Raw genomic sequence first — 23,294 nt, forward strand, 5'->3', positions numbered from 1 at the left:
AATAAATTTCTAATTAATAATTCTTAATTCATGTATTACTTTCCTAATTCGAGTTGATTTTTTACTAAATTATAGTAATTACCCTTCTTTTCGATTAAAGTTTCATGATTTCCTACTTCTACAATTTCACCTTTGTCCAGGACGACAATCTGATGTGCATTTTTAACAGTACTTAATCGGTGGGCTATTACCATAACGGTTTTATCTTTGAAAAAGGTATCTAATTTTTCCATAATTACCTTTTCATTGTTCGCATCGAGGGCAGAAGTTGCTTCATCAAAAAACAAATATTTTGGATTTTTATATACCGAGCGAGCAATAAAAAGACGTTGTTTTTGACCGGTACTTAATCCTACACCTTCCATTCCTATTTTAGTATTATAAGAAAGCGGAAGAGATTCGATAAAATCTTTAATATTTGCTACATCCACAGCATGTGCTAATTTTTTCTTGTCCACATAATCTTCTCCTACAGCAATATTATTTGCAATGGTATCATTAAAAATATACCCTTCTTGCATTACCACACCAAATTGATCTCTCCATGATCTTTGGGATACATTTTTTAAATCATGGGAACCGATAAAAATTTGTCCTTCATCAGGTTCGTAAAACTTTAGTAAGAGTTTCATCAAGGTGGTTTTTCCACTTCCGCTAACTCCAACAATAGCAGTAATTTTATTGGCAGGAATAGATAGGTCAAGATTTTCTAATACAGGTTTATCAGATCCTACATATCTAAAAAGGAGATTTTTGATTTCAAAACCAGAATTTTCTGCTATTTCTTTTATTTTCTCTTGTCCAGCTTGTTCCTCATCTTCCTTGTTATGTATTTCTCCCAGACGCTCTAATGAAATTTGTGCATCCTGAAGTTCTCTTAGGAAATTAATCAACTGAGAAATAGGAGCGTTTAACTGTCCTACAATAGCCGTTATTGCCAGCATCATACCTAATGTGATATCTCCATCAATAACTAATTTGGCAGAGAAAACGGTAATTAGAATATTTTTTAATTCATTTATAAAAGAAGATCCAACACTTTGGTATTGCTCTAATGCCAGGTTTTCTATTGATATTCTAAATAGTTTGGCTTGTACAAATTCCCAATTCCAACGTTTTCTTTTTTCGGCATTATGGAGTTTTATCTCCTGCATACCGTTAACTAATTCTATCACTTTACTTTGTTCTTCACTTATTTGAGAAAAGCGCTTATAATCAAGTTTTTTACGTTTCTTAAAGAACACGAGTATCCATGCAAAATAAAAAGTACTACCAATAGCAAAAATACCAAAAATCGGAATGCTATAATAAATCAAAACGATGCTAAACACAATAAGATTTACCATTGAAAACAACACGTTGAGTGATGACATGGTTAATATTTGTTCTATTCGCTTATGATCGTTAATCCTCTGTAAAAGATCTCCTGTCATTTTTACATCAAAGTAGGAGATAGGTAAATTCATAAGTTTGATAAAGAAATCAGATATCAGTGAAATATTTATTCGAGTACTTAGGTGAAGTAAAATCCAACTTCTTAGAACATCAATTAAAGTTCTACCTATAAAAAGAGAAAGCATTGCAATGAGAACAAGGTAAACAAAATTAAGGTCTTGATTTTTTATACCTACATCAACAATACTTTGTGTTAAAAAGGGAGTGATAAGTTGCAGCAAACTTCCGGCACCGAGCCCTAAGGCTAATTGAAAAAGGAAGGCTTTATATTTGAATATATATTTAGAGATAAATTTAAAACCAAATTTTTGATCTTCTTCATCCAGGTTGTCACTGTAAAATTTTGGTGTTGGTTCTACCAATAGCGCTACACCTTCTTCTGTGTTTTCGTCTGCATTATTACCTATCCATGCTTTTATAAATTCCTCTTTTGTATACGTTATCAATCCATGTGCCGGGTCAGAAACGTATATTGTCATTTGGCCTTTACGAGTAGTTTTGATTTTATATACAACTACATAATGAACTTTATTCCAATGAACAATACATGGTAATGGTACTTCGTCTAATTTTTTTAATGAAAGTTTTACTCCCAGAGACCTAAATCCAATTTCTTCTACAGCATCGCTTAGTCCTAAAAGAGAACTTCCTTCTCGAGTTGTTTCGCTCAATGTTCTTAATTTTTGAGTATTAAGAACTCTTCCATAATGCTTAGCGATAATTTTAATACAAGTAGGTCCGCAATCTTTAGATTCAGCTTGTTTGTAGAAAGGAAATTTTGGCATTAAGTGTTATTATTAAGTTGATTTTGTGTGATAAGATATCTTACAAAGAAAAGTAATTCTTTTTGATTATACTATCGAAATTATAATACTAAAATTATCAACCATTTTATTGACTCTTTTTTGGGTTTACTTTAACGGAATAAAAAAAGAGTGCTAAAAAGCACTCTTTAATTGTTATTGGCTAACACTATAAAATTATATGTTTTATTATTCTTTAGTAATAGACCAGATAGAATAACTACCCGGGGGGGCTTGAATAGTAGCGTTACCTTCTGCATCTGCGGTAGGCGTTGCTCTAGAGTTATCGGTGTAGTCTACTAGAGTTTTACCCGCCCAATTGGTTTTTACAACACGTTGTTTTGTCTGTTTACTAATATTCATGTAAAGAATTAGACCAGGGTTATCACCACTACCACTTCTTTTCATTATATACTCATCTTTATTAGCTTCAATGATCTCGACATCACCAACAGCCAAAGTATTGTAAATCTGTATTAATGTTTTTAACTGTCCTTTAAAAGCTTCGTAGTCGAGGTAGAAAATTGTAGGATACCCATCATGCGTAAGAATGTAAGAATATGCTAATAATTTATTTCCATAACTAATTCTATTATCAGGGTTTTCATCTTTTTCGGTATCATGATTGGCAACAAATGTAACCGCCATATTTGGATCCAGTTTTCTTAACATATTATCTGCTTCTCCCAATGGAGTAAGATCTTGTGCTCTGTCAAGTGTTTCGTCCAATCTATAGAAACATGCAAAATCAAATGCTGGTGACCCAGATGCATCAACCCAGTCCTTTAATACTTGTTGGTTTCCATCAAAATTTTCTCCAACAGAAAACCCTCCAATTTTATCATTCCATGCTTTTACCCATTTTGGAGCAAAACTTTTTACATAATCAAAACGCCATCCATCAAATCCTAAAGATTTATAAAATTCTCCTACAGAATCATCCCTGCCCCATAACCATTCTTGTACATAAGGTACTGCGTGGCTAAGATCTGTTTCAGCAAAAAACAGTGCTTCTTCATCAGAATCAACAATTGCATTAGGGTGAAAATGTTCAAAATTTCTATTGAATTTACCAGAAGCATTTCCATTTTCTTCATTAAATAGGCTAAATACCTCTGCATCTCTATATGGATTATATTGTAACCCGCCACCAGAGTTATGACCCATAACAACATCTGCGATAACTTCAATATCATTTGCATGGGATTTTTGGATCAAATCCTCTAATTCTTGTCGTGATCCGAAACGAGTTTCAACATTATCTTCACCACGTTGACTAAATTCACCTACGTCAAAATAGTCCATCGGGTCGTACCCCATAGAAAATGATCCTGAAGCACCTTTACTTGGAGAAGGTAGCCAGATTCTATTTATACCAGAATCGGCCCAATCCTCAACTTTTTCGCCTACTACATTATACCAATCTCCTATAGGTTCAACATCCCAATAGAAAGCTTGCATAAAAACACCTGCGTCTTCTTTTTCAAATTGTGAAAGGTCCATTTTTAATGATTGACTAGTAATAACAGCTTCACTATTATTTCCAGAATCATCATCTTCAGAACACCCTGTCAATCCAAGAACCAACCCTCCTAAAAGGAGGATTGCTTTGGTTGATATATTTGCTATTTTTTTCATTTCAACTTTTTAAGTTTGTTAAATTCACTTATTCTACAGGAACTAATAAATAACGTCCATCAAGGTCATTAAACCAGATGTCATATGTACCTGCAGTCACAGGTATTGCTGGTGGATCACCATCTGTAATTCCAACACCTGCAAATTCAGTTGTTCCTCCCCAGTTTCCAGGCCAGTCATCACTATGTCTGAATTTTAAAGGTCCATCAAATAAAGTTTGCCCTTCTAAATACCAAATATGCGGGTTAAAAGGAGATTGAGTCATATCTGTGTCAGGAGTATTCCATCCGCTATCATCACCAGTTCTTGAAGCACCAATAATACCAATAGTAGTATATGTAGGTTCAGTAGTAATAGTGAAAGGCGTAAAAGAGTGAGTTAAATCATCAATATTCACTGTCAAATCATAATACCCAGATGCTGGAACTGTAAATGCACCAGGATCACCTCCAAGAATATCACTGCTGGTAAATCCACCACCATCTAATCCCCATTGTGGTTGCCACGACCCTTGAGTTTCTAACAATTTAAATTCATTTTCTCCTGGATCAACTTCAAAGTATCCTCTAAAATGAAAAATATTAGGATCATCTGCATCTCTAAATATGTAAGTGTTTATAGAACTAGGATTGGTACCATTTTCCCAATCATCATTATCAGCAGCACCACTTTTGTTAGTATCAACGGTATTTCCAACTAAAAATAAGTTTTTCACAGGAAGTATTGTGGAGTAAGGAGTAACTGTTACAGAAATCACATTAGATTTTATAGCACTGCCTCCATTTGTTCCAAGTGAAGAGACAACACGTAATTCTATTGAAGCTTCTTCATCAGGCAATAAACCAACTAGTATTGCCATAGTATTTAATTCTTTTACTGTCCAGCTATAAAAGCGGTCAGTAGTAGAAGCAATTGTTTCTGGAGTTTCAAAATCTGTACCTGCACGGGCAGCTTCTATTGTATATGTAATCGGAGAATTAATATTATATCCAGCGTCTTCCCAAACAAAGGTAAAGGCTTGATCGTTTTCGATATCTTTGTTAAGAGTAACAGATGAATTAGCAGTTACAATTAGTGGTCCTTCTGATTGTTCTTCTTGTATAACAAATGTAGGCTCATCATCTTCCACACATGCATTAAAACATAGTGCTGCTACAAATGCAAACAATAGTATTGATATTTTTTTCATGACTGTATAAATTAAATTTGTTGTATTGTTTTTTTTAGAATCCTCTGTTCTGACCAAGATTTGGGTTAGCAGATCTACTAGAAGCAGGGATAGGGAATAGTTTAAAATTATCAGAAATTGAAGATCCGTTTTGTGGTCCACCTTTGTATGACCAATTGTAGGTTCCTCCTGTATATCTTTCAAATCGTATTAAGTCCTGTCTTCTATGACCTTCCCAATATAATTCTCTTGCTCGTTCATCTATAATAAAATCTAAAGTAAGATCACCTATCTCAATATTACCAGTGTCATCACCAAATGCTCTTTCTCTTAAAGCATTTACATATCCAAGTGCTATATTAGGGTCACCACCTCCACCATTGAGATGAGCTTCTGCATACATTAAATATACATCTGCAAGTCTGAAAAGAGGAAAATCTGTATCTACAAAAGTGGCATCCTTACCGGGTTGTCCACCAGAAGTAATATTAGAAAATTTTGAAATAAGGTATCCACCAGATGTATCACTGATGTCTGCAATTTCTATAGGACGATCTTCTTCGGTAATAATATTTCCTTCGTCATCCAATTCTATATCTTTAGAAACTACGGTGTTTCTATGATCATTAACAAAGAGTGGGTCATTCACAAATAACTCTGCAAATTCTTTTCTTGTTCTATAAAGGTTACCAAAACCTCCAACACCCAAAGACTCTGGAGTTGGTTGAAAACCGGCTCTAGCATTTTGTTGCCCTTGAATTAAAATTCCGGCACCACCAAAATTTCTTACAGAAGCTCCATCTGATACAATAGGAAAAATAACTTCATTTTGCGCACCATTAGAATCATTATCAGCATTGAAATTATTTAAGTAGTTTGCAGTGAGAGAGTATCCACTATTAATAATTTCCTGACAAGTGTTAAGACAATCTGCAAAACGTTCATTTTCTTCTCCTAAATATACACCGGCATTTAGATAGAGTTTAGCAAGAATCATTTTTGCTACTCCTTTATTTGCACGCCCGTAGAGTGAAGCATTACCAGGAGCTACGTCTAATAAATCAGTATCAACAGCAAGCAATTCAGCTTCTATATAATCGAATAACTCCTGATCTTTGATTTCTGGTACTCTGGTAAATCCAACAGCATCATTTTCGGTAGCAAAAGGAGCTCTTCGAAAAAGATCTAATAGATGATAATTTGCTAATGCACGAAGTACACGAGCCTCTGCTCTATAAGTCCTAACTTCGTTTCTTAATTCCCCAGAAACCCCTCTACCATCTAATTTATCATCGGTAGTTTGACGTAAAAATTCGTTAGCCAAAGAAATTTGAAAAGTAGCTCTTGCAAAGAAACCAAGAACTACCACATTATTAGCATTCCAAGAATTTCTTTGTATTTCACGAATACCAGGGTCATTTTCAAATGTAAAAATCATCTCATCTGTAGCCAAGTTTTGTAGGCTAAACAAACCTCTTACGTATTGTCCGGTTCCTGCATCTATTCCTGCAATGTTTGATGTTCCAGGAGCATCCAAACCTACCACAGAAAAGTTTGCATAAACCCCAGCTATTGCTCGTTCATAAGCATCAGGACTACTAAATACGTCCTCAGCGAGTAAGTCATCATCATCTTCTAACTCGATATTTAAGTCATCTTCACAAGACGCAAATATACCGATGAAAAGAAATGCGTATAAAAAAATCTTATATAGTTTCATTCCTTATTTTTTTAGTATTTATAGTTAATTCCTAATAACAAAGTGCGTCCTCTTGGAAAGATTGTGTTATCCACACCGTTATTTTGGATTTCAGGATCTAATCCAGAATAATCCGTAATAACGAATGCGTTCTGGACCCCGGCCCATATACGTAAGCTTGATATCCCTTTCATTAGGTCTCGCATTGTATATCCTACTGTAATATTATCCATTCTTACAAATGATGCATCTTCTACATAGTAATCTGATAAAATCACATCAGAAGTATTTTGGAAATTAGTATCTAATACACTTACTGGAGTATTATTAAATACATTTCTAAATACATTTCCAAGTTGTGCGTTTGATGAAGCTACATTGTTGTAGATTTCGTTTCCAATACTAGCTCTCATGTTAAAGCTAAAGTCAAAATTCTTATAATTGAAACTTGATTGAAGTCCCATTGTGATATCTGCAGTTGCATCACCAGAAACATATCTGTCATCGTTGTTTATGACACCATCTCCATTTAAATCTGCATAAGCTCCTTCTATTGGTCTACCATTAGAATCATAAAGCTGAGCAAATGTAAAGAAAGAAAAAGGGGCTTCTCCTTGTCTTTGAATTTGGATAGTATTACCTGTACCACCTCCAATACCAGTAGTTAATATGTCTTGTCCAAATGCTAACTCTTCAATTTCTCTATTAATATAAGTAGCATTATAACTAACATTCCAATTTAAGTCATTGGTTTTAATGATATCAGCACTGATAGAAAATTCTAATCCTTCTGTAACAAACTTACCGATGTTTTGAAATCCTTGATTAGAAAAGTTCGCACCATCTGGTACAGGGGCTTGAGAAAGTAAATCATCAGATTCTTTTCTAAACACATCTACAGAACCACTGATTCGATCATTCCAGAGACCATAGTCTAAACCGATATTATATTCAGTTATCTTTTCCCATTCGATTTCTTCATTTCTAAATTGAGCCTGAACAATATTTACAACTTCTCCATTAAGGATATATTGAGTATTTGGCCCACTACCTCTGTAACGTTCTAAGTAATCATTTGCAGAAGGAATATCTTGTTGTCCGGTAATACCATAACCTAATCTTAATCTTAGATTACTTACTAAAGATGAGTTTTTAAGAAAATCTTCTTCATTAATTTGCCATCCAAAAGATGCTGAAGGGAAATAACCAAACCTGTTATCTTCACTAAATCTAGAAGTACCATCTCGACGTATAGATCCAGTTAAAAAGTACTTGTCATTAAATTTTAAATTTGTTCTTAAGAAATATGCTAATAATACTACATCGGCATTGATAGTTTCTTCAGGTTCTATATTTGGATCTCGTTGATCTCCTGTTAGCAATTCTTCTACTTCAAATTTTTGATAAGAATATCCTCCAGTTGCTTCGATATCTAAACCGCCAACTTTTTTGTTATATACCAAATATGTATCCAATAATTTGTTTTTAGCAATAAAGTCCGTATCAGATTTATAACCATTGAATTCTCCTTGAGCAGCATTAAATGTATTTGCACTTTCTGTAGAGCGTTCTTCAAATCTATCTGTTTCACTAGTATCTAACCCAAGGTTTACTACAGCTCTTAGATCTGGAAAAAAATGTAGTTGATAATCGAATTTAGCATTACCATAATACCTTCTCACATTTGCAACATCTCTGGTTTGGAGTAATTGAGCAACTGGATTTAGTTGCACATTTGCTCTTGCAAAACCAGTACTAGGATCTAGGTACTCAAAGAAACCTCCATATTGCGAGCCTGGCTCGAGTACTGGTTGAGTAGGATCGAATGTAATAGCAGATCCCTCTACATTGGGAGCAAATCTATTTTTCTCAAAATTAAGATTTGCATTAACATCTATCTTTAAATGATTATTGAAAAGTCTAGGGTTTAAAGAAAGAGAGGTTGTTGTTCTTTCAAATTTTGAAGTTTTTCTAAGACCTTCTTGATCTGATCTGCCTAGGGTCAGCCTGGTAGGTAATACTTGTAATATAGAACCACTAACAGATAAATTGTGATCTGAAGAAAAAGCATCTCTATAAATCTCATCTTGCCAGTCTGTATTAGCAGAACCTAAATCGTCAACTCGAGAAGGGAAGTTTTCTGCTATAAACGTTCTGTATTGACTAGGAGAGAATACGTCTACCACATCGGTTACAGAATTTATACCAGTTTTGGAATCCAAGCTTATTTGTAAATTCTTTTTACCTTTTTTGGTTGTAATGATAATTACTCCATTTGCTCCACGGTTACCATAGATGGCTGCCGCTGAAGCATCCTTTAAGATAGAGAATGATTCAATATCATTTGGGTTGATGGCAGAAAGAACAGATCTAGAGCCGTTATCAGTATCTCCAGGATCATTTAATGGTAGACCATCAACAACTATTAGGGGGTTGTTGGAGGCGTTTAATGACGCTCCTCCTCGAATTCTAATTTCAGAATTTCCTGCAGGACCACCGTTGGTATTAATGTTTACCCCAGCTACTCGACCATTAAATAGAGTTTCTGCGGTAATGTTATTACCAGTATTAAAATCCTCTGAAGTTATCAGAGCAACAGATCCTGTTAAATCCTTTTTTCTGGTAGTACCGTAACCAATTACAACTACTTGCTCTAATTCGGCGGCATCCTCTTCTAATACAATGTCTATTGTGGCTTGACCACTGTATGCCATTTCCTGAGGTAAAAATCCAACATAAGAGAATACAATAATATCCCCATCGTTAACATTGCTTAAAGTATAATTTCCATCAAAATCAGAAGTTGTTCCGTTTGTAGATCCTTTAAGAATGATATTTACACCAGGAATGGGTTGACCATTTCCTGCGTCAGTAACTGTTCCATTAACAGTCGACTGTGCAAAAAAGCTCATTGGTATCAACCACAATAAAAACAATGCGCTTTTAGTAAATGTTTTCATAAAATTAAATTAGTTTTTGATTGTTTTAAGTCTTATATTTTCGCTTTCCGCAACCAAAGTATGTAAATTTTGTGTTAAATTTTAAGTAGGGTTTAACCATAACCTTACGCAAACGTTTGCGTGTGGAAAACTTTTGAAATTCCGTTAAAATTTTAAGTTTAATTCTGTCCATATGACATATTTTCGCTTCAAAATTTGACTTTTAACCAAAATTATTAGGGAATGAAACAAAAAGTTACGTTAAAACAGATTGCAAAAGAATTGGATGTTTCTATTTCTACAGTATCAAAAGCGCTAAAAGATAGCGTAGAAATAAGCTTGGATACACGACAAAAGGTAAAAGCATTTGCAAAGCTTTATAATTATAAACCTAACAATATAGCTTTAAGCCTTAAAAATCGTAAAACGAAAACCATTGGTGTTATTATCCCAGAGATTGTACATCACTTTTTTACTACGGTTATTGGTGGAGTAGAGAAAGTAGCAAATGAAAAAGGATATAATGTAATTATATGTTCATCTAATAACTCATTTGATAAAGAAGTGATCAATCTTGAGATGTTAGCTAGTGGCAGTGCCGATGGATTTATTTTATCTGTGGCAAAAGAGACTCAACTTAAAAAAGATTATCACCATATTGAGGAAACCATGAGTCAGGGAATGCCTGTGGTTCTTTTTGATAGAATTATAGATGAAGTGGTTTGTGATAAAGTGATTATTGATGATACTAAAGGAGCACAAACCGCTACAAATCATTTGCTCTCTATAGGTTGTAAGAAAATCGCAATACTCACTACCGTAGATTACATAAGTGTTGGGAAATTAAGAACTAATGGGTATTTAAGAGCACTAAGAGCATACGATATTACCGAAAAAGAAGAGTTTATACTTAAGATAGAAGATATAGATAATTGTGAAGCTGAAATCTCTGAGTTTTTAAAAGATAAAGATATTGATGCTATTTTTGCAGTAAATGAATTATTTGCTGTTACTGCTGTCAAAGTCCTTGATGTACAAGGAAAGAAAGTGCCTGATGATGTTTCTGTTATAGGTTTTACCGATGGGATATTATCAAAGCATTTTATTCCTAGTTTAACAACAGTTAGTCAACATGGAGAAGATATGGGCATAAGAGCTGCGAAGCTTCTCATAGATAAATTAGAAGGAGATGATGAGGTGACAGAAGAGTATAGGACGGTAATTATTGATACTAGCTTAATCCAAAGAAAATCTACAAAAAAAATAGGGAGTGATCCTAATAATTGAAAAATTATAATATCTTTGGCCTCTATTCAAAACTTATATTTTCGCTTTCTACTAAAATAAGTTTTGATAAGTAGTTTCGCTTATCAGAGTAATAATTAAATTTTTTACTTGATGAACAAGCGTAAATTAAGTTTCTGGGAAATTTGGAACATGAGTTTCGGTTTTCTAGGAATTCAATTCGGTTTTGCTTTGCAAGGCGGATTTATGTCTAGAATTTTTCAAACCTTAGGTGCAGAAAAAGATGCAATACCATTATTATGGATTGCTGCTCCTTTAACAGGTTTGTTGGTTCAGCCTATAATAGGATATTTAAGTGATCGTACCTGGAGCCCAAGGTGGGGTAGAAGAAGGCCTTATTTTCTAATAGGAGCTATATTAAGCTCTATAGCTTTGTTTTTGGTACCTCATTCTCCAACATTATGGGTTGCAGCAGGATTTTTATGGATTTTAGATGCTTCTATTAATATTTCAATGGAACCATTTAGGGCTCTGGTAGCTGATAAATTACCTGAATCTCAAAGATCATATGGTTTTGTTACACAAACACTAATTATTGGAATAGGAACTTGGGTAGCAAGTAATTTACCTTGGGTGATTTCTCAAATAGGAGTAAGCGATTCTGCTCCAAATGGTGTTATTCCTATGTCAGTAAAAATAGCTTTTGCTATTGGAGCTTTTATATTTCTTATAAGTATTCTATATACAGTATTTACAACCTCCGAATATCCTCCAGAAAGTATGGAAGAATTCGAAAAAGAGAAAAAGAAAAAAAACCAATTCATTCCTGATATATTAAATAATATAGGAAGTATGCCACTTACTATGAAGAAACTGGGATTGATTCAGTTTTTCAGTTGGTTTGCTTTTTTTACAATGTGGAGCCTTGCTAATCCTGCATTAACAGAACATGTTTTTAAAACACCAGTTCCCACCGAATCCTCATTTGATATGAGTATCCCCAAATCCAAAGAAGCATTTGAATTAGCAAATACAGCATTTCAAAAATCATCTAATGAGGTTGGTAGATATATGGGTACCTATGGACTGTCATCAATGGCTTTTGCTCTAATATTAACCTTCTATACATCCAGAAAAAGGATTAATAGAAAGTTAGTTCATATGGGGTCACTATTATTAGGAGGTATAGGATTTGTATCTATGTATTTCATCCCTTCTCCTGATTGGTTGTTCCTTTCTTTTACACTAATAGGATTTGCCTGGGGTAGTATTCTATCAATGCCATATGCGATGTTGTCAAGCTCTGTCGATCCAAAGAAAATGGGAGTTATAATGGGTATATTTAATATGTTCATTGTGATACCACAGATTGTAGCGGCTGTAGGAGGAGTTAATTTTGCTTATAAACTTATTGGAAACGAAACAATTTATGCCATGGTAATAGCAGGAATGAGTTTGACAATAGCAGCTTTTTGTAACCTGCTAATAACTAATAAAGACGCCATAACCTATAACCCAAAATAAGTAGTAGAATAATGAAGAAAGCATTTATATTTGATTTAGATGGTGTTATTGTGGACACCGCTAAATATCACTTTTTAGCATGGCAAAATCTTGCCACTAGTTTAGAAATTTCTTTTTCAGAAGAACAAAACGAACAACTTAAAGGAGTTAGTAGAGTTCGTTCTTTAGAAAAAATATTAGAGTGGGGAGGTAAAACGATATCAGAAGAAAGATTTACCAAACTAATGTCTGAAAAGAATGAAGAATATCTAAACTACATATCTAGAATGGATACTAGTGAAATTCTACCAGATGTACCAAGAATTTTAGATTATTTAATATCAAAAGAACAAGGCGTAGCCTTAGGTTCTGCCAGTAAAAATGCCAGAATTATTTTAGAGAAAGTAGAGCTCTATGACAAATTTCATAGCATAGTAGATGGTACTAATGTTTCAAAAGCAAAACCTGATCCAGAAGTATTTCTTATAGGTGCAGAAGCACTAGGGGTTTCCCCAGAGAATTGTGTGGTGTTTGAAGACTCTGTAGCAGGTATTCAAGCCGCTAATAGCGCCAATATGATCAGTATTGGTATTGGTAATCCTAGTGTGTTACATGAAGCAGATTACATTTTTAAAGATTTTACAGAAATAAAAGAAGAGTTTATAGATACGTTAGTTACAACTCAAAAAGTTTAACAGTTTATAGTATGAAATGAGCCATAAGATCAAATGTAAAGAAAATGTCTTGAAGACATTTTTAGAGAAGAGACCAGCTAGTGCGTTGGTTGATACTTATATAGTTGATGTAGTGGCAAATTCCATCTGACATCTAAAAAAATATTAAAAGCAGATGAATCAGGATTATATAAAACCAGATAACTGGTCAATAATTGAAGAAGGATTTGATGTAGAACGAGTTAAATCCTCAGAGAGCCTTTTTAGTATAGGCAATGGAGCAATGGGACAACGAGCCAATTTTGAAGAGGCGTATTCAGGTCCTACTTTTCAGGGAAGTTATGTTGCAGGAGTATATTATCCTGATAAAACCCGAGTAGGTTGGTGGAAAAATGGATACCCAGAATATTTTGCCAAAGTTCTTAATGCACCAAATTGGATCGGTATCAATGTAGAAATAAATGGAGAGAAACTCGATTTATATAGATGTAGATCGATCACTAATTTCAGAAGAGAATTAAATATGAAGGAAGGCTGGTATCAGCGTTCTTTTGATATTACTTTATTAAACGGTATTGAAGTATCGGTTAAATCTGTACGGTTCCTAAGTCTTGATTTGGATGAGGTTGGTGCTATTAAATACGAAGTGACTCCTATAAATCATGATGCTACCGTTGTGTTTACGCCCTATCTTGATTCGGGAATTACAAATGAAGATACAAATTGGGATGATAAATTCTGGGATACTTATGATTTATCACAACAAGGAGATTCAGCATATATTTTGTCAAAAACAATGAAGACCGAATTTCATGTGTGTACAGGAATGTTGAATCAAATCTTTCTTGAAGGAGAACAAAAAAATATCTATCCCAAAGTAGAAACAAATAGTACATATGTCAAATTAAACTATTCGATTGTTATACCTAAAGGAAAAACAGCAGGTATAGTAAAGTTTGGTGGATATACGGTATCACTTAATCACAAAGAAAAAGATTTAGCTTCCGCTAGTACTACGGTACTTAAACAGGCCTCAGAATCAGGATTTGATGCATTATTAGATTTGCAAAAGAAAGCCTGGTCAAGAATTTGGGAAATGGCAGATATCACAATTGAAGGTGACGTAAAAGCACAACAAGGAATACGCTTTAACATCTTTCAACTGAATCAGACTTACCTGGGCAAAGATGCCAGACTCAATATAGGACCAAAAGGATTTACAGGCGAAAAATATGGAGGTAGTACGTATTGGGATACAGAAGCATATTGTATTCCTTTTTATATGGCAACCAAAGATCAGGTTGTAGCACGTAATTTGTTAACCTATCGTTATAACCATTTAGAAAGGGCTATAGAGAATGCCGAAAAACTTGGTTTTACTAATGGAGCAGCGTTATATCCTATGGTAACTATGAATGGAGAAGAATGTCATAATGAATGGGAAATTACGTTTGAAGAAATACATCGTAATGGAGCTATGACATTTGCTATCTATAATTATCATCGTTATACCGGGGATTATAGTTATATACCAGAAAAAGGTCTTGAAGTTATGATAGGGGTTGCCCGCTTTTGGCATCAGAGAGCTACATTATCAACAGATAAAAATAAGTATGTCATTCTAGGAGTTACTGGACCTAATGAATATGAAAACAATGTCAACAACAATTGGTATACTAACTATTTAGCAAAATGGAGTATAGAATATTGTATTGAAAACATCAATAAAGTAAAAGCAGAATACAAAAGTGACTATACCAGGATTATAGAAAAAACGAATCTAAAACAAGAAGAGATTAATGCAATGTCTGAAGTTGCAGAAAAAATGTATTTCCCATTTTCAGAAAAGCATAAAGTGTATTTACAACAGGATGGATTTCTGGATAAAGAATTAATAAGTGTTTCTGATTTAGATTCATCACAACGACCAATTAACCAAAAGTGGAGTTGGGATCGAATATTACGCTCTCCTTATATTAAGCAGGCAGATGTGCTTCAAGGATTCTATATGTTTGAGGACCAGTTTACCAAAGAAGAATTAGCACTTCACTTTGATTTTTATGAACCGTTTACAGTACATGAATCTTCATTGTCTCCTTGCGTTCATAGTATTCAGGCTGCGGCATTGGATAGAATGGATCAAGCATATACATTCTACTTGAGAACTTCTAGATTAGACCTTGATGATTATAATAAAGAAGTAGAAGAAGGATTGCATATCACTAGTATGGCAGGTACCTGGATGAGTATCGTAGAGGGGTTTGGAGGACTTAGAATTAAAAACGATACTTTGTCTTTTGCTCCTAAAATTCCTAAAGAATGGAAAGGATATACTTTTAATGTCAATTTCAGGAATCAAATTCTAAAAGTTAATGTTTCTCAAGAAGGAACATCTTTTAATCTTGAGGGTGACCATGAACTATTAATTTATGTTGATGATAAGGAGTTTAAAATTTCTCCTAATAGTCTAATTACAATATAAATTTTAGTGTTGATTAAGGATAAAATACCCCAAAGACGCTCGATGTTTTTGGGGTATTTATTTCTGTACCGAAATACTTTTAAAGTATTGATTTTACATAATAATTTATTTAATAAAAATATAAAAATGAAGAGTACATTAATAACCCTATTTTTCTGCTTTGTTTTTTCTTTAACTCATGCACAAATAGAAAGAATTGAACCTCCATTTTGGTGGAGTGATATGAACATAGGAGAGTTGCAAATACTTTGCTATGGAAAAGATATTGCTAAATATGATCTTCATATAAAAGATATTACTATTAGTGATGTTACCAGAACCGAAAACCCTAATTATTTGTTTGTTACAATAGATACTAAAGGAGTGAAGACCGGAACAATTTCTATTGACTTTACAGAAAATGATAAAGTAGTGTTTTCACAACCTTATGAGTTTAGGTCCAGAAAAGAAAACTCTGCTAAAAGAAAAGGGTTTGATAGTAGCGATGTGATGTATCTTATTATGCCAGATCGTTTTGCAAATGGAAACCTTAAAAATGATTCACATAAAGATACGGCCGAGAAAGCAGATCGCTCTAATCCGGGAGGGCGTCATGGAGGTGATATTCAGGGAGTAATTGATCATCTTGATTATTTAAAAGATCTTGGAGCTACCGCATTATGGAGTACACCATTATTGGAAGATAATGAACCAGCATATTCATATCATACCTATGCACAAAGTGATTTTTATAAGATTGATCCTAGATATGGAACAAATGAAGATTATAAAAGATTAGCATCAGAGATGCATAAGAAAGATATGAAACTGATTATGGATTATGTTACTAATCATTGGGGGTCCAAGCATTGGATGATTACAGATTTGCCAACCAAAGATTGGATACATCAGTGGCCAGAAGGATTTAAGCGTAGTAATTATCGTATGACGACACAGTTTGATACAAATGCTTCACAAGTTGATAGTAAGGGCTGTATGGATGGATGGTTTGATACTACCATGCCTGATATGAATCAAAGTAACCCATTATTACTCAAATATATCACTCAAAATGCAATTTGGTGGATCGAATATGCCGATTTAGATGGATTTAGAGTGGATACCTATTCTTATAATGATAAGATAGGGATTGCCAAATGGACTAAAGCAATTATGGATGAATATCCTAACTTCAATATTGTTGGAGAAGTCTGGATGCATGATCAGGCTCAAATGGCGTATTGGCAAAAAGATAGTAAAATAGGAGCTATCGATAATTATAATTCTCATTTACCATCAGTCATGGATTTTACACTCCATGATGCAATTACAGTAATGTTTAATGAGGATGAAAATGCTTGGGATAAAGGAATGATACGGGCATATGATAATTTTACAAATGACTTTTTATACCCTGATATTAATAATATTCTTCTATTTTCAGGAAACCATGATACCAACCGTATCAATGAAATTTACCAGGAAGATATCAATACATATAAAATGGTAATGACATTGATACTCACTACTCGCGGTATTCCTCAGCTATATTATGGGGATGAAATAGGGATGTTGGGAAATAAAGATAAGAAAGGTGATGGAGATATTCGTAGAGATTTTCCGGGAGGATGGCCAGAAGATACGCAAAATGCATTTTTATCTTCAGATCAAAAAAACGGAAGAACAGAAGATCAGGAAGCTTTTCATGCTTTTACAAAGAAAGTATTACAATGGAGGAAAAATACCAAGGTGATTCATACAGGAAAGCTATTGCAGTTTATTCCTTTTGATAATGTATACGTATACTTTAGACATAATGCAGAGAAAAGCGTTATGGTGGTCATTAATAATAGTTTAAAAAATCAAGAATTAGATATTAATAGGTTTAGAGAAGGGTTAAAAAGCTTTAAGATTGGAACAGATATTATTACAGATTCTAATATAAATGTAACAGAGAATTTTGGCGTGGCGGCAAAAACCTCAATGATAATCGAATTAAAATAAACGAATACTTACAGATATAAAATTTTTTGAAATGAAGAAAATAATACTAAGTTTTATCGCAATAGGAATTCTATTTTCTTGCGGAAAAACAAAAGAAGAGAATGTTATAGCAGAGGCTGAAACTGAAATTAAGGAAGAGGTAAAAGAAGAACTTCAACCAATTAGTGATACCGTGATGGAAAATGCTATTATCTATGAAGCAAATATCCGTCAATATTCTGAAGAAGGTTCATTTAATGCGTTTACAAAAGATATTCCTGTTCTTAAAGAACTTGGAGTAAAAGTATTATGGTTAATGCCTATCTATCCAATTTCGACAACCAAAAGTAAAGGTTCTTTAGGAAGCTATTATGCAATATCAGATTATACAAAAGTAAATCCAGAATTTGGAACTATCGAGGATTTTAGAACACTGGTAAAAACTGCTCATGATAACGATATTTATGTAATTCTAGACTGGGTAGCAAATCATACAGGTTGGGATCATATTTGGTTAAAAGAACACCCAGAATACTATACCAAAGATACTGAAGGTAATATTACCCATACTGTGGATACAGATTGGACAGATGTAGCTGACCTCAATTATGACAATACCGCCATGCGGGAGCAGATGAAAAACGATATGATATATTGGTTAAAAGAAGAAGGAGTAGATGGTTTTCGTTGCGATGTAGCAGGAATGGTTCCTGTAGATTTTTGGAATAGGACGGTTACCGAACTTAAGAAAATTAAACCAGTATTTATGTTAGCTGAAGGATGGGAGCCAGAATTATTAGAAAATGCTTTTGATATGGGATATGGATGGGATACACATCATAAGATGAATGATATCGCTCAAGGTAAAAGTAATGTTAGTGAATGGGATAAAAGAATGGTACAAATAGACACTATGTATGCCAAAGATGATATTCTTATGAATTTTACTTCGAACCATGATGAAAACTCCTGGAACGGAACAGTAAAAGAAAGAATGGGAGATGCAGCAGAAGTATTCGCGGCACTGTCATATGTTGCTCCGGGAATGCCGCTAATCTATTCTGGACAAGAATATGATATGGATAAGCGCTTATTGTTCTTTGAAAAAGATACAATTATTAAAAAGAAAAATAAGTTCTTTCCTTTATATAAGAAGTTAGGAAAACTTAAAAATACTAATCCTGCCTTACATGGAGGTAAAAATGCAGCTTCTTATACTCGTATTATAACTTCAGATGACAATAAAGTATTAGCATTTGCAAGGAAAAAAGACAATCATGAAGTTGTTTTTGTGGCTAATTTGACTAAGGAACCAGTAAAATTTACAACAGAATATAAAGGAGAATTTACAAATTATCTTTCAGGAGATAATTTTGAAATAAAACCCGGACAAGAATATGAACTTGCAGCTTGGGACTATTGGATCTTGATTAAAAAATAAAATTGTAATAATTTATATATCACAATTAAATTAAGGGAAATAATCTGTTAATTATTTATTAATTAGCATGATATTAGAAGATTGCTTCTTTAATGATTTTTGTTTTTAAATTTCATGTAATCAATGGGTTATGTGTTTTTTAAGACAAAACATCAGGAGAGTCAATCTTTTTTTTGTTGTTATTCCATAATAAGTTTTTTGAGGTTTATGGTATCTTAGGAAAGCTTTAAAGTTGACTAAATCGGTATACCAAAACAACTAACTTTTTAATTCTTAAAACCTTTTAATCATGAAATCTCTTAAAACACTAGTATTAACAATTCTTACAGTATTTAGTTTTATCATTATTCAAGCTCAGGTAAAAATAGGCCAGGGAGTAACCTCTCCAGATGACTGGGTAGATTATAATACAACAGGTATTTATGTGGATATTAATACCTCGGCTTGTGGCTTTAATACTACTCCTCATTATCTGGTAACCTTAGAATCCACAACTAATAAAGGCTTTCACTGGTATATTTCAGGTACTCCGTCTTTATATAATGTTACGCCTACAGGATTTAGAGTATATCTAAGATGGACAGATGCTCCTTCTGATTTGCCAACGGTAGGATCTTTAAATTTTGCAAATCCATTAAGAGCAAGTACAGCAAAGAATAGAGATTGGGTTATAAGATGGACAGGAATCGAAATGCAGCATTGTGCCCAGACAGTACCGGCAAGTACTGTAAGCCAAATATTTTCTGGACCAAATGGCCCAGAAAGAGATGTGCAAACTCCTAACATCGAAAAGGAACGTTCTATTCAAAACTTAAAGATTTACCCAAACCCAGGTAATGAAGAAATTAAAGTACAGTATTCTGGAAATATTATAAAAAGCGAAATTTATGATCTAAATTCTAGGTTGTTAGGTGTTTCAAATACGAATACCATAAATATTGAAAAATTATCAAAGGGAAATTATATCGTAAAAGTATATGTAGAGGATGATAAAGTGATTACTAAACAGTTTATTAAATAAGAGTATATTATAAAATAATCAAAAACAAAAGCAATATTTTATAAAAGCGACTTGTCTCGACAGGTCGTTTTTATGTTTTATATAATCTATTATGATATTATAATATTTAAAATTTGTGATTTAATATATTGTTTTATTCTTAACGAAAAGTATGAAAATGTGTTAAAATAATGTCTTTTTTGTCGGTAAATACTGAATTTATCAACCGAAAACGTTTTAGTTTTTTAGCAAATTAGGTTATTACTTCCAATAACGATAGATTTGGCTCGATGACAAAAAAAGTTAAAAATATAGCTGTGCTAACTTCTGGGGGAGATGCTCCTGGAATGAATGCTGCCATTCGAGCTGTGGTCCGTGCGTGTAGTTATTATAAAATAAATTGTTTTGGTGTTTATAAAGGATATGAAGGCCTGATACATAATGAGATTGAAGAGCTAAATGCACGTTCTGTTCGTAATATTATAAATAAAGGAGGAACCTTTCTTAAATCTGCTAGATCCAAAGATTTTAGAACTGTAGAAGGCAGAAAAAAAGCATATGAAAACCTAATTAAGAATAATGTTGATGCATTAGTTGTAATTGGTGGAGATGGAAGTTTTACAGGCGCGCTAAAATTATCAGAAGAATTTAATTTTCCTGTTGTAGGTATTCCTGGTACTATTGATAATGATATTAATGGTACAGATTATACTATTGGATATGATACTGCATTAAATACAGTGGTTGAAGCAATCGATAAGATTAGAGATACTGCAAGTTCGCATAACCGATTATTTCTTATTGAGGTTATGGGTCGTGATGCAGGAGATATTGCACTTAATGCAGGTATTGGAGCAGGAGCAGAGGAGATATTAATCCCAGAGGAGGATATGGGTGTAGAACGACTTTTGGATTCTCTTAGAAAAAGTAAGAAAACAGGAAAAACGTCAAGTATAATTGTCGTTGCAGAAGGAGATAAATCAGGAAAAAATATTTTTGAACTTGGAGAGTATGTTGAAGAAAACCTTGATGATTACGAAGTACGAGTATCGGTACTAGGGCATATACAAAGAGGCGGACCACCAAGTTGTTATGACAGAGTGCTGGCAAGTAAATTAGGAGTAGGCGCTGTAGAAGCACTTTTAGAAGGAAAGAGTGAAGTAATGATTGGTATTGTTCATAAGGTGGTTACTATTGTGCCTCTTAAGACAGCATTAGACACAAGATTACATAAGCATGACGGATTAATAAAAGTTGCAGATATCACCTCGGTGTAAAGTTTATATTATAACCACATTTTATTTAAATCAAAAACAACTAAAATTTTAGATATGAGTACGTTAAAAATTGGAATTAACGGTTTCGGAAGAATTGGAAGAATTGCATTTAGAATTGCTTCTAAACGTGATAATGTAGAGATTGTAGCAATCAATGATCTATTAAATGTAGAACATTTAGCTTATTTATTAGAATATGATTCCGTACATGGAAGATTTGACGGTACAATAGAAGTTGCAAATGGAAACCTTGTAGTAAATGGAAAAGAAATCCGTGTGACTGCAGAGCGTAACCCAGAAGAGTTAAAATGGGATGCTGCTGGAGTGGATGTTGTAATGGATTGTACAGGGATTTTCACAACTTTAGATAAAGCTAATGCTCACTTAGTAGCAGGAGCAAAAAAGGTGGTAATCTCAGCTCCGTCTGCAGATGCTCCTATGTTTGTAATGGGAGTTAACCATACTCAGGCAAAAGCAACAGATACTATTGTTTCTAATGCTTCTTGTACAACAAATTGTTTAGCTCCACTAGCTAAAGTGATTGATGATAATTTTGGAATTGAAGAAGGATTAATGACCACTGTTCATGCAGCTACTGCAACACAAGCTGTTGTGGATGCTCCATCTAAAAAAGATTTTAGAGGAGGTCGTTCTGCATTGAATAATATCATACCATCATCAACAGGAGCAGCAAAGGCTGTAGGTAAGGTAATCCCTGAACTAAATGGGAAACTTACAGGTATGGCATTTAGAGTCCCAACGGCAGATGTTTCAGTAGTAGATCTTACGGTAAGAACTAAAAAATCAGTATCTTATGATGACGTAAAAGCTGTGCTTAAAAATGCTTCTGAAAATGAACTTAAAGGAGTTTTAGCATATACTGATGAAGATGTAGTATCCCAGGATTTTGTTGGAGAAGCACATACATCTACTTTTGATGCAGGAGCTAGTATTGCATTAAACGATAATTTCTTTAAACTAGTTTCTTGGTATGATAATGAATATGGGTATTCCTCTAAGTTAGTTGATTTATCAGAGTACGTAGGTAACCTATAAGAAGACTATATAATTTTGGCCCCGAGGCTTTTTTCGGGGCTTTTTTCCCTTTTGTAAACAACAAATAAATTTTCAAATGATTTTATTAGCTGACGGTGGTTCTACTAAATGCGATTGGATTCTTCTAGATAACTCTGGAGAAATCGTTTTTAAAACCCGAACAGAGGGGTTAAATCCTGCTGTATTTGGAAAATCTTTACTAGAAGAAAGAATAAGAGCCAACGAAGAACTTTCTTCTTATAGAGAAAAAATAGATATCGTCAAGTTTTATGGAGCAGGGTGTGGTACACCAAAACCGGCTGCAATGCTAAAGAAAATTTTTGAAGATTATTTCGAAAATGCAGAGGTTGATGTACAAGAGGATATGGTAGCTGCAGTTTATGCTGCTACAACAGAACCTGGTATTGTTTGTATTTTGGGTACAGGATCTAATAGTTGCTACTATGATGGTGATGATATTCATATGACTGTGGATTCTTTAGGGTATATTCTTATGGATGAAGCAAGTGGTAATTATTTTGGGAAACGTTTAATACGTGATTACTATTACAAAAGAATGCCTCCTGAAGTAGCATCAGAATTTGAAAAACGTTTTGACCTTTCTTCAGATACGATCAAAGAAAATTTGTACAAAAAAGATAATCCCAATACGTATTTAGCTTCTTTTGCTGAATTTATCTTTACCAGCGAACGTAATGGATATTTTTATAAAATTGTAACTGAAGGTATTCAGGAGTTTGTAGAGAATAGAGTATTGTGTTTTTCTGAAGCGCAAAATGTACCTATTCATTTTATTGGCTCAATAGCACATTTTAGTGAGGATATTATTAGAGCTGCAGTATGGCCATATAACCTTACTGTTGGAAATATAGTGAGAAGACCTATAGATGGCATTATTGATTATTACCGTAATGAAATTATAAAAGGTAAGAAAGATAAAGTGTAAAGAAAT

Annotated in this window: 15 protein-coding genes; 10 read left to right on the top strand and 5 right to left on the bottom strand. The window is 33.6% G+C overall.

Going from position 1 to position 23,294, the window contains the following annotated elements; all coding sequences use genetic code 11:
• Positions 1–35: 35 nt before the first annotated feature.
• The 5 genes from FOF46_RS16725 to FOF46_RS16745 all read right to left on the bottom strand — a co-directional run bounded on the left by FOF46_RS16725 (position 36) and on the right by FOF46_RS16745 (position 9,723).
• Positions 36–2,240, bottom strand: a complete 2,205-nt coding sequence (locus tag FOF46_RS16725) for a peptidase domain-containing ABC transporter (protein WP_143917246.1) — start codon at positions 2,238–2,240, stop codon at positions 36–38.
• Positions 2,241–2,447: 207 nt separating this feature from the next.
• Entirely contained in the window at positions 2,448–3,896 is a 1,449-nt protein-coding gene (locus FOF46_RS16730) for an alpha-amylase (protein WP_143917247.1), read from the bottom strand.
• 28 nt (positions 3,897–3,924) lie between these two features.
• The gene (locus FOF46_RS16735; protein ID WP_109439104.1) at positions 3,925–5,085 is read right to left on the bottom strand and encodes a SusE domain-containing protein; all 1,161 of its coding nucleotides are present in this window, start codon (positions 5,083–5,085) and stop codon (positions 3,925–3,927) included.
• 34 nt (positions 5,086–5,119) lie between these two features.
• Entirely contained in the window at positions 5,120–6,784 is a 1,665-nt protein-coding gene (locus FOF46_RS16740) for a RagB/SusD family nutrient uptake outer membrane protein (RefSeq protein WP_143917248.1), read from the bottom strand.
• Between the two features lie 11 nt (positions 6,785–6,795).
• Positions 6,796–9,723, bottom strand: a complete 2,928-nt coding sequence (locus tag FOF46_RS16745; RefSeq protein ID WP_143917249.1) for a SusC/RagA family TonB-linked outer membrane protein — start codon at positions 9,721–9,723, stop codon at positions 6,796–6,798.
• A gap of 222 nt (positions 9,724–9,945) precedes the next feature.
• Here FOF46_RS16745 and FOF46_RS16750 point away from each other — a divergent pair, with 222 nt between their 5' ends.
• From FOF46_RS16750 to FOF46_RS16795, 10 genes are all read left to right on the top strand, one after another.
• Positions 9,946–10,989, top strand: a complete 1,044-nt coding sequence (locus FOF46_RS16750; protein WP_109439101.1) for a LacI family DNA-binding transcriptional regulator — start codon at positions 9,946–9,948, stop codon at positions 10,987–10,989.
• A 111-nt stretch (positions 10,990–11,100) separates the two neighbouring features.
• A complete protein-coding gene (locus tag FOF46_RS16755; RefSeq protein ID WP_143917250.1) occupies positions 11,101–12,471 on the top strand; it encodes an MFS transporter in 1,371 nt (456 codons plus the stop codon).
• Between the two features lie 8 nt (positions 12,472–12,479).
• The gene (gene pgmB, locus FOF46_RS16760) at positions 12,480–13,145 is read left to right on the top strand and encodes a beta-phosphoglucomutase (protein ID WP_109439099.1); all 666 of its coding nucleotides are present in this window, start codon (positions 12,480–12,482) and stop codon (positions 13,143–13,145) included.
• A gap of 154 nt (positions 13,146–13,299) precedes the next feature.
• On the top strand, positions 13,300–15,606 hold the full coding sequence (locus FOF46_RS16765; RefSeq protein ID WP_109439098.1) for a glycoside hydrolase family 65 protein: 2,307 nt from the start codon (positions 13,300–13,302) through the stop codon (positions 15,604–15,606).
• A gap of 126 nt (positions 15,607–15,732) precedes the next feature.
• On the top strand, positions 15,733–17,589 hold the full coding sequence (locus tag FOF46_RS16770) for a glycoside hydrolase family 13 protein (RefSeq protein WP_143917251.1): 1,857 nt from the start codon (positions 15,733–15,735) through the stop codon (positions 17,587–17,589).
• A gap of 31 nt (positions 17,590–17,620) precedes the next feature.
• Entirely contained in the window at positions 17,621–19,009 is a 1,389-nt protein-coding gene (locus tag FOF46_RS16775) for an alpha-amylase family glycosyl hydrolase (RefSeq protein ID WP_143917252.1), read from the top strand.
• Between the two features lie 289 nt (positions 19,010–19,298).
• A complete protein-coding gene (locus FOF46_RS16780) occupies positions 19,299–20,030 on the top strand; it encodes a T9SS type A sorting domain-containing protein (RefSeq protein WP_143917253.1) in 732 nt (243 codons plus the stop codon).
• A 269-nt stretch (positions 20,031–20,299) separates the two neighbouring features.
• A complete protein-coding gene (gene pfkA, locus FOF46_RS16785) occupies positions 20,300–21,286 on the top strand; it encodes a 6-phosphofructokinase (protein ID WP_143917254.1) in 987 nt (328 codons plus the stop codon).
• 54 nt (positions 21,287–21,340) lie between these two features.
• Positions 21,341–22,342 (top strand): type I glyceraldehyde-3-phosphate dehydrogenase, encoded by a 1,002-nt coding sequence (gap, locus tag FOF46_RS16790; protein WP_109439093.1) that lies wholly within the window; start codon positions 21,341–21,343, stop codon positions 22,340–22,342.
• Between the two features lie 76 nt (positions 22,343–22,418).
• Positions 22,419–23,288: a BadF/BadG/BcrA/BcrD ATPase family protein gene (locus FOF46_RS16795; RefSeq protein ID WP_109439092.1), complete on the top strand. Its 870-nt coding sequence runs from the start codon at positions 22,419–22,421 to the stop codon at positions 23,286–23,288.
• Positions 23,289–23,294 lie beyond the last annotated feature (6 nt).

Source organism: Aquimarina algiphila, assembly GCF_007489275.1.
GTDB classification, from domain to species: Bacteria; Bacteroidota; Bacteroidia; order Flavobacteriales; family Flavobacteriaceae; genus Aquimarina; species Aquimarina algiphila.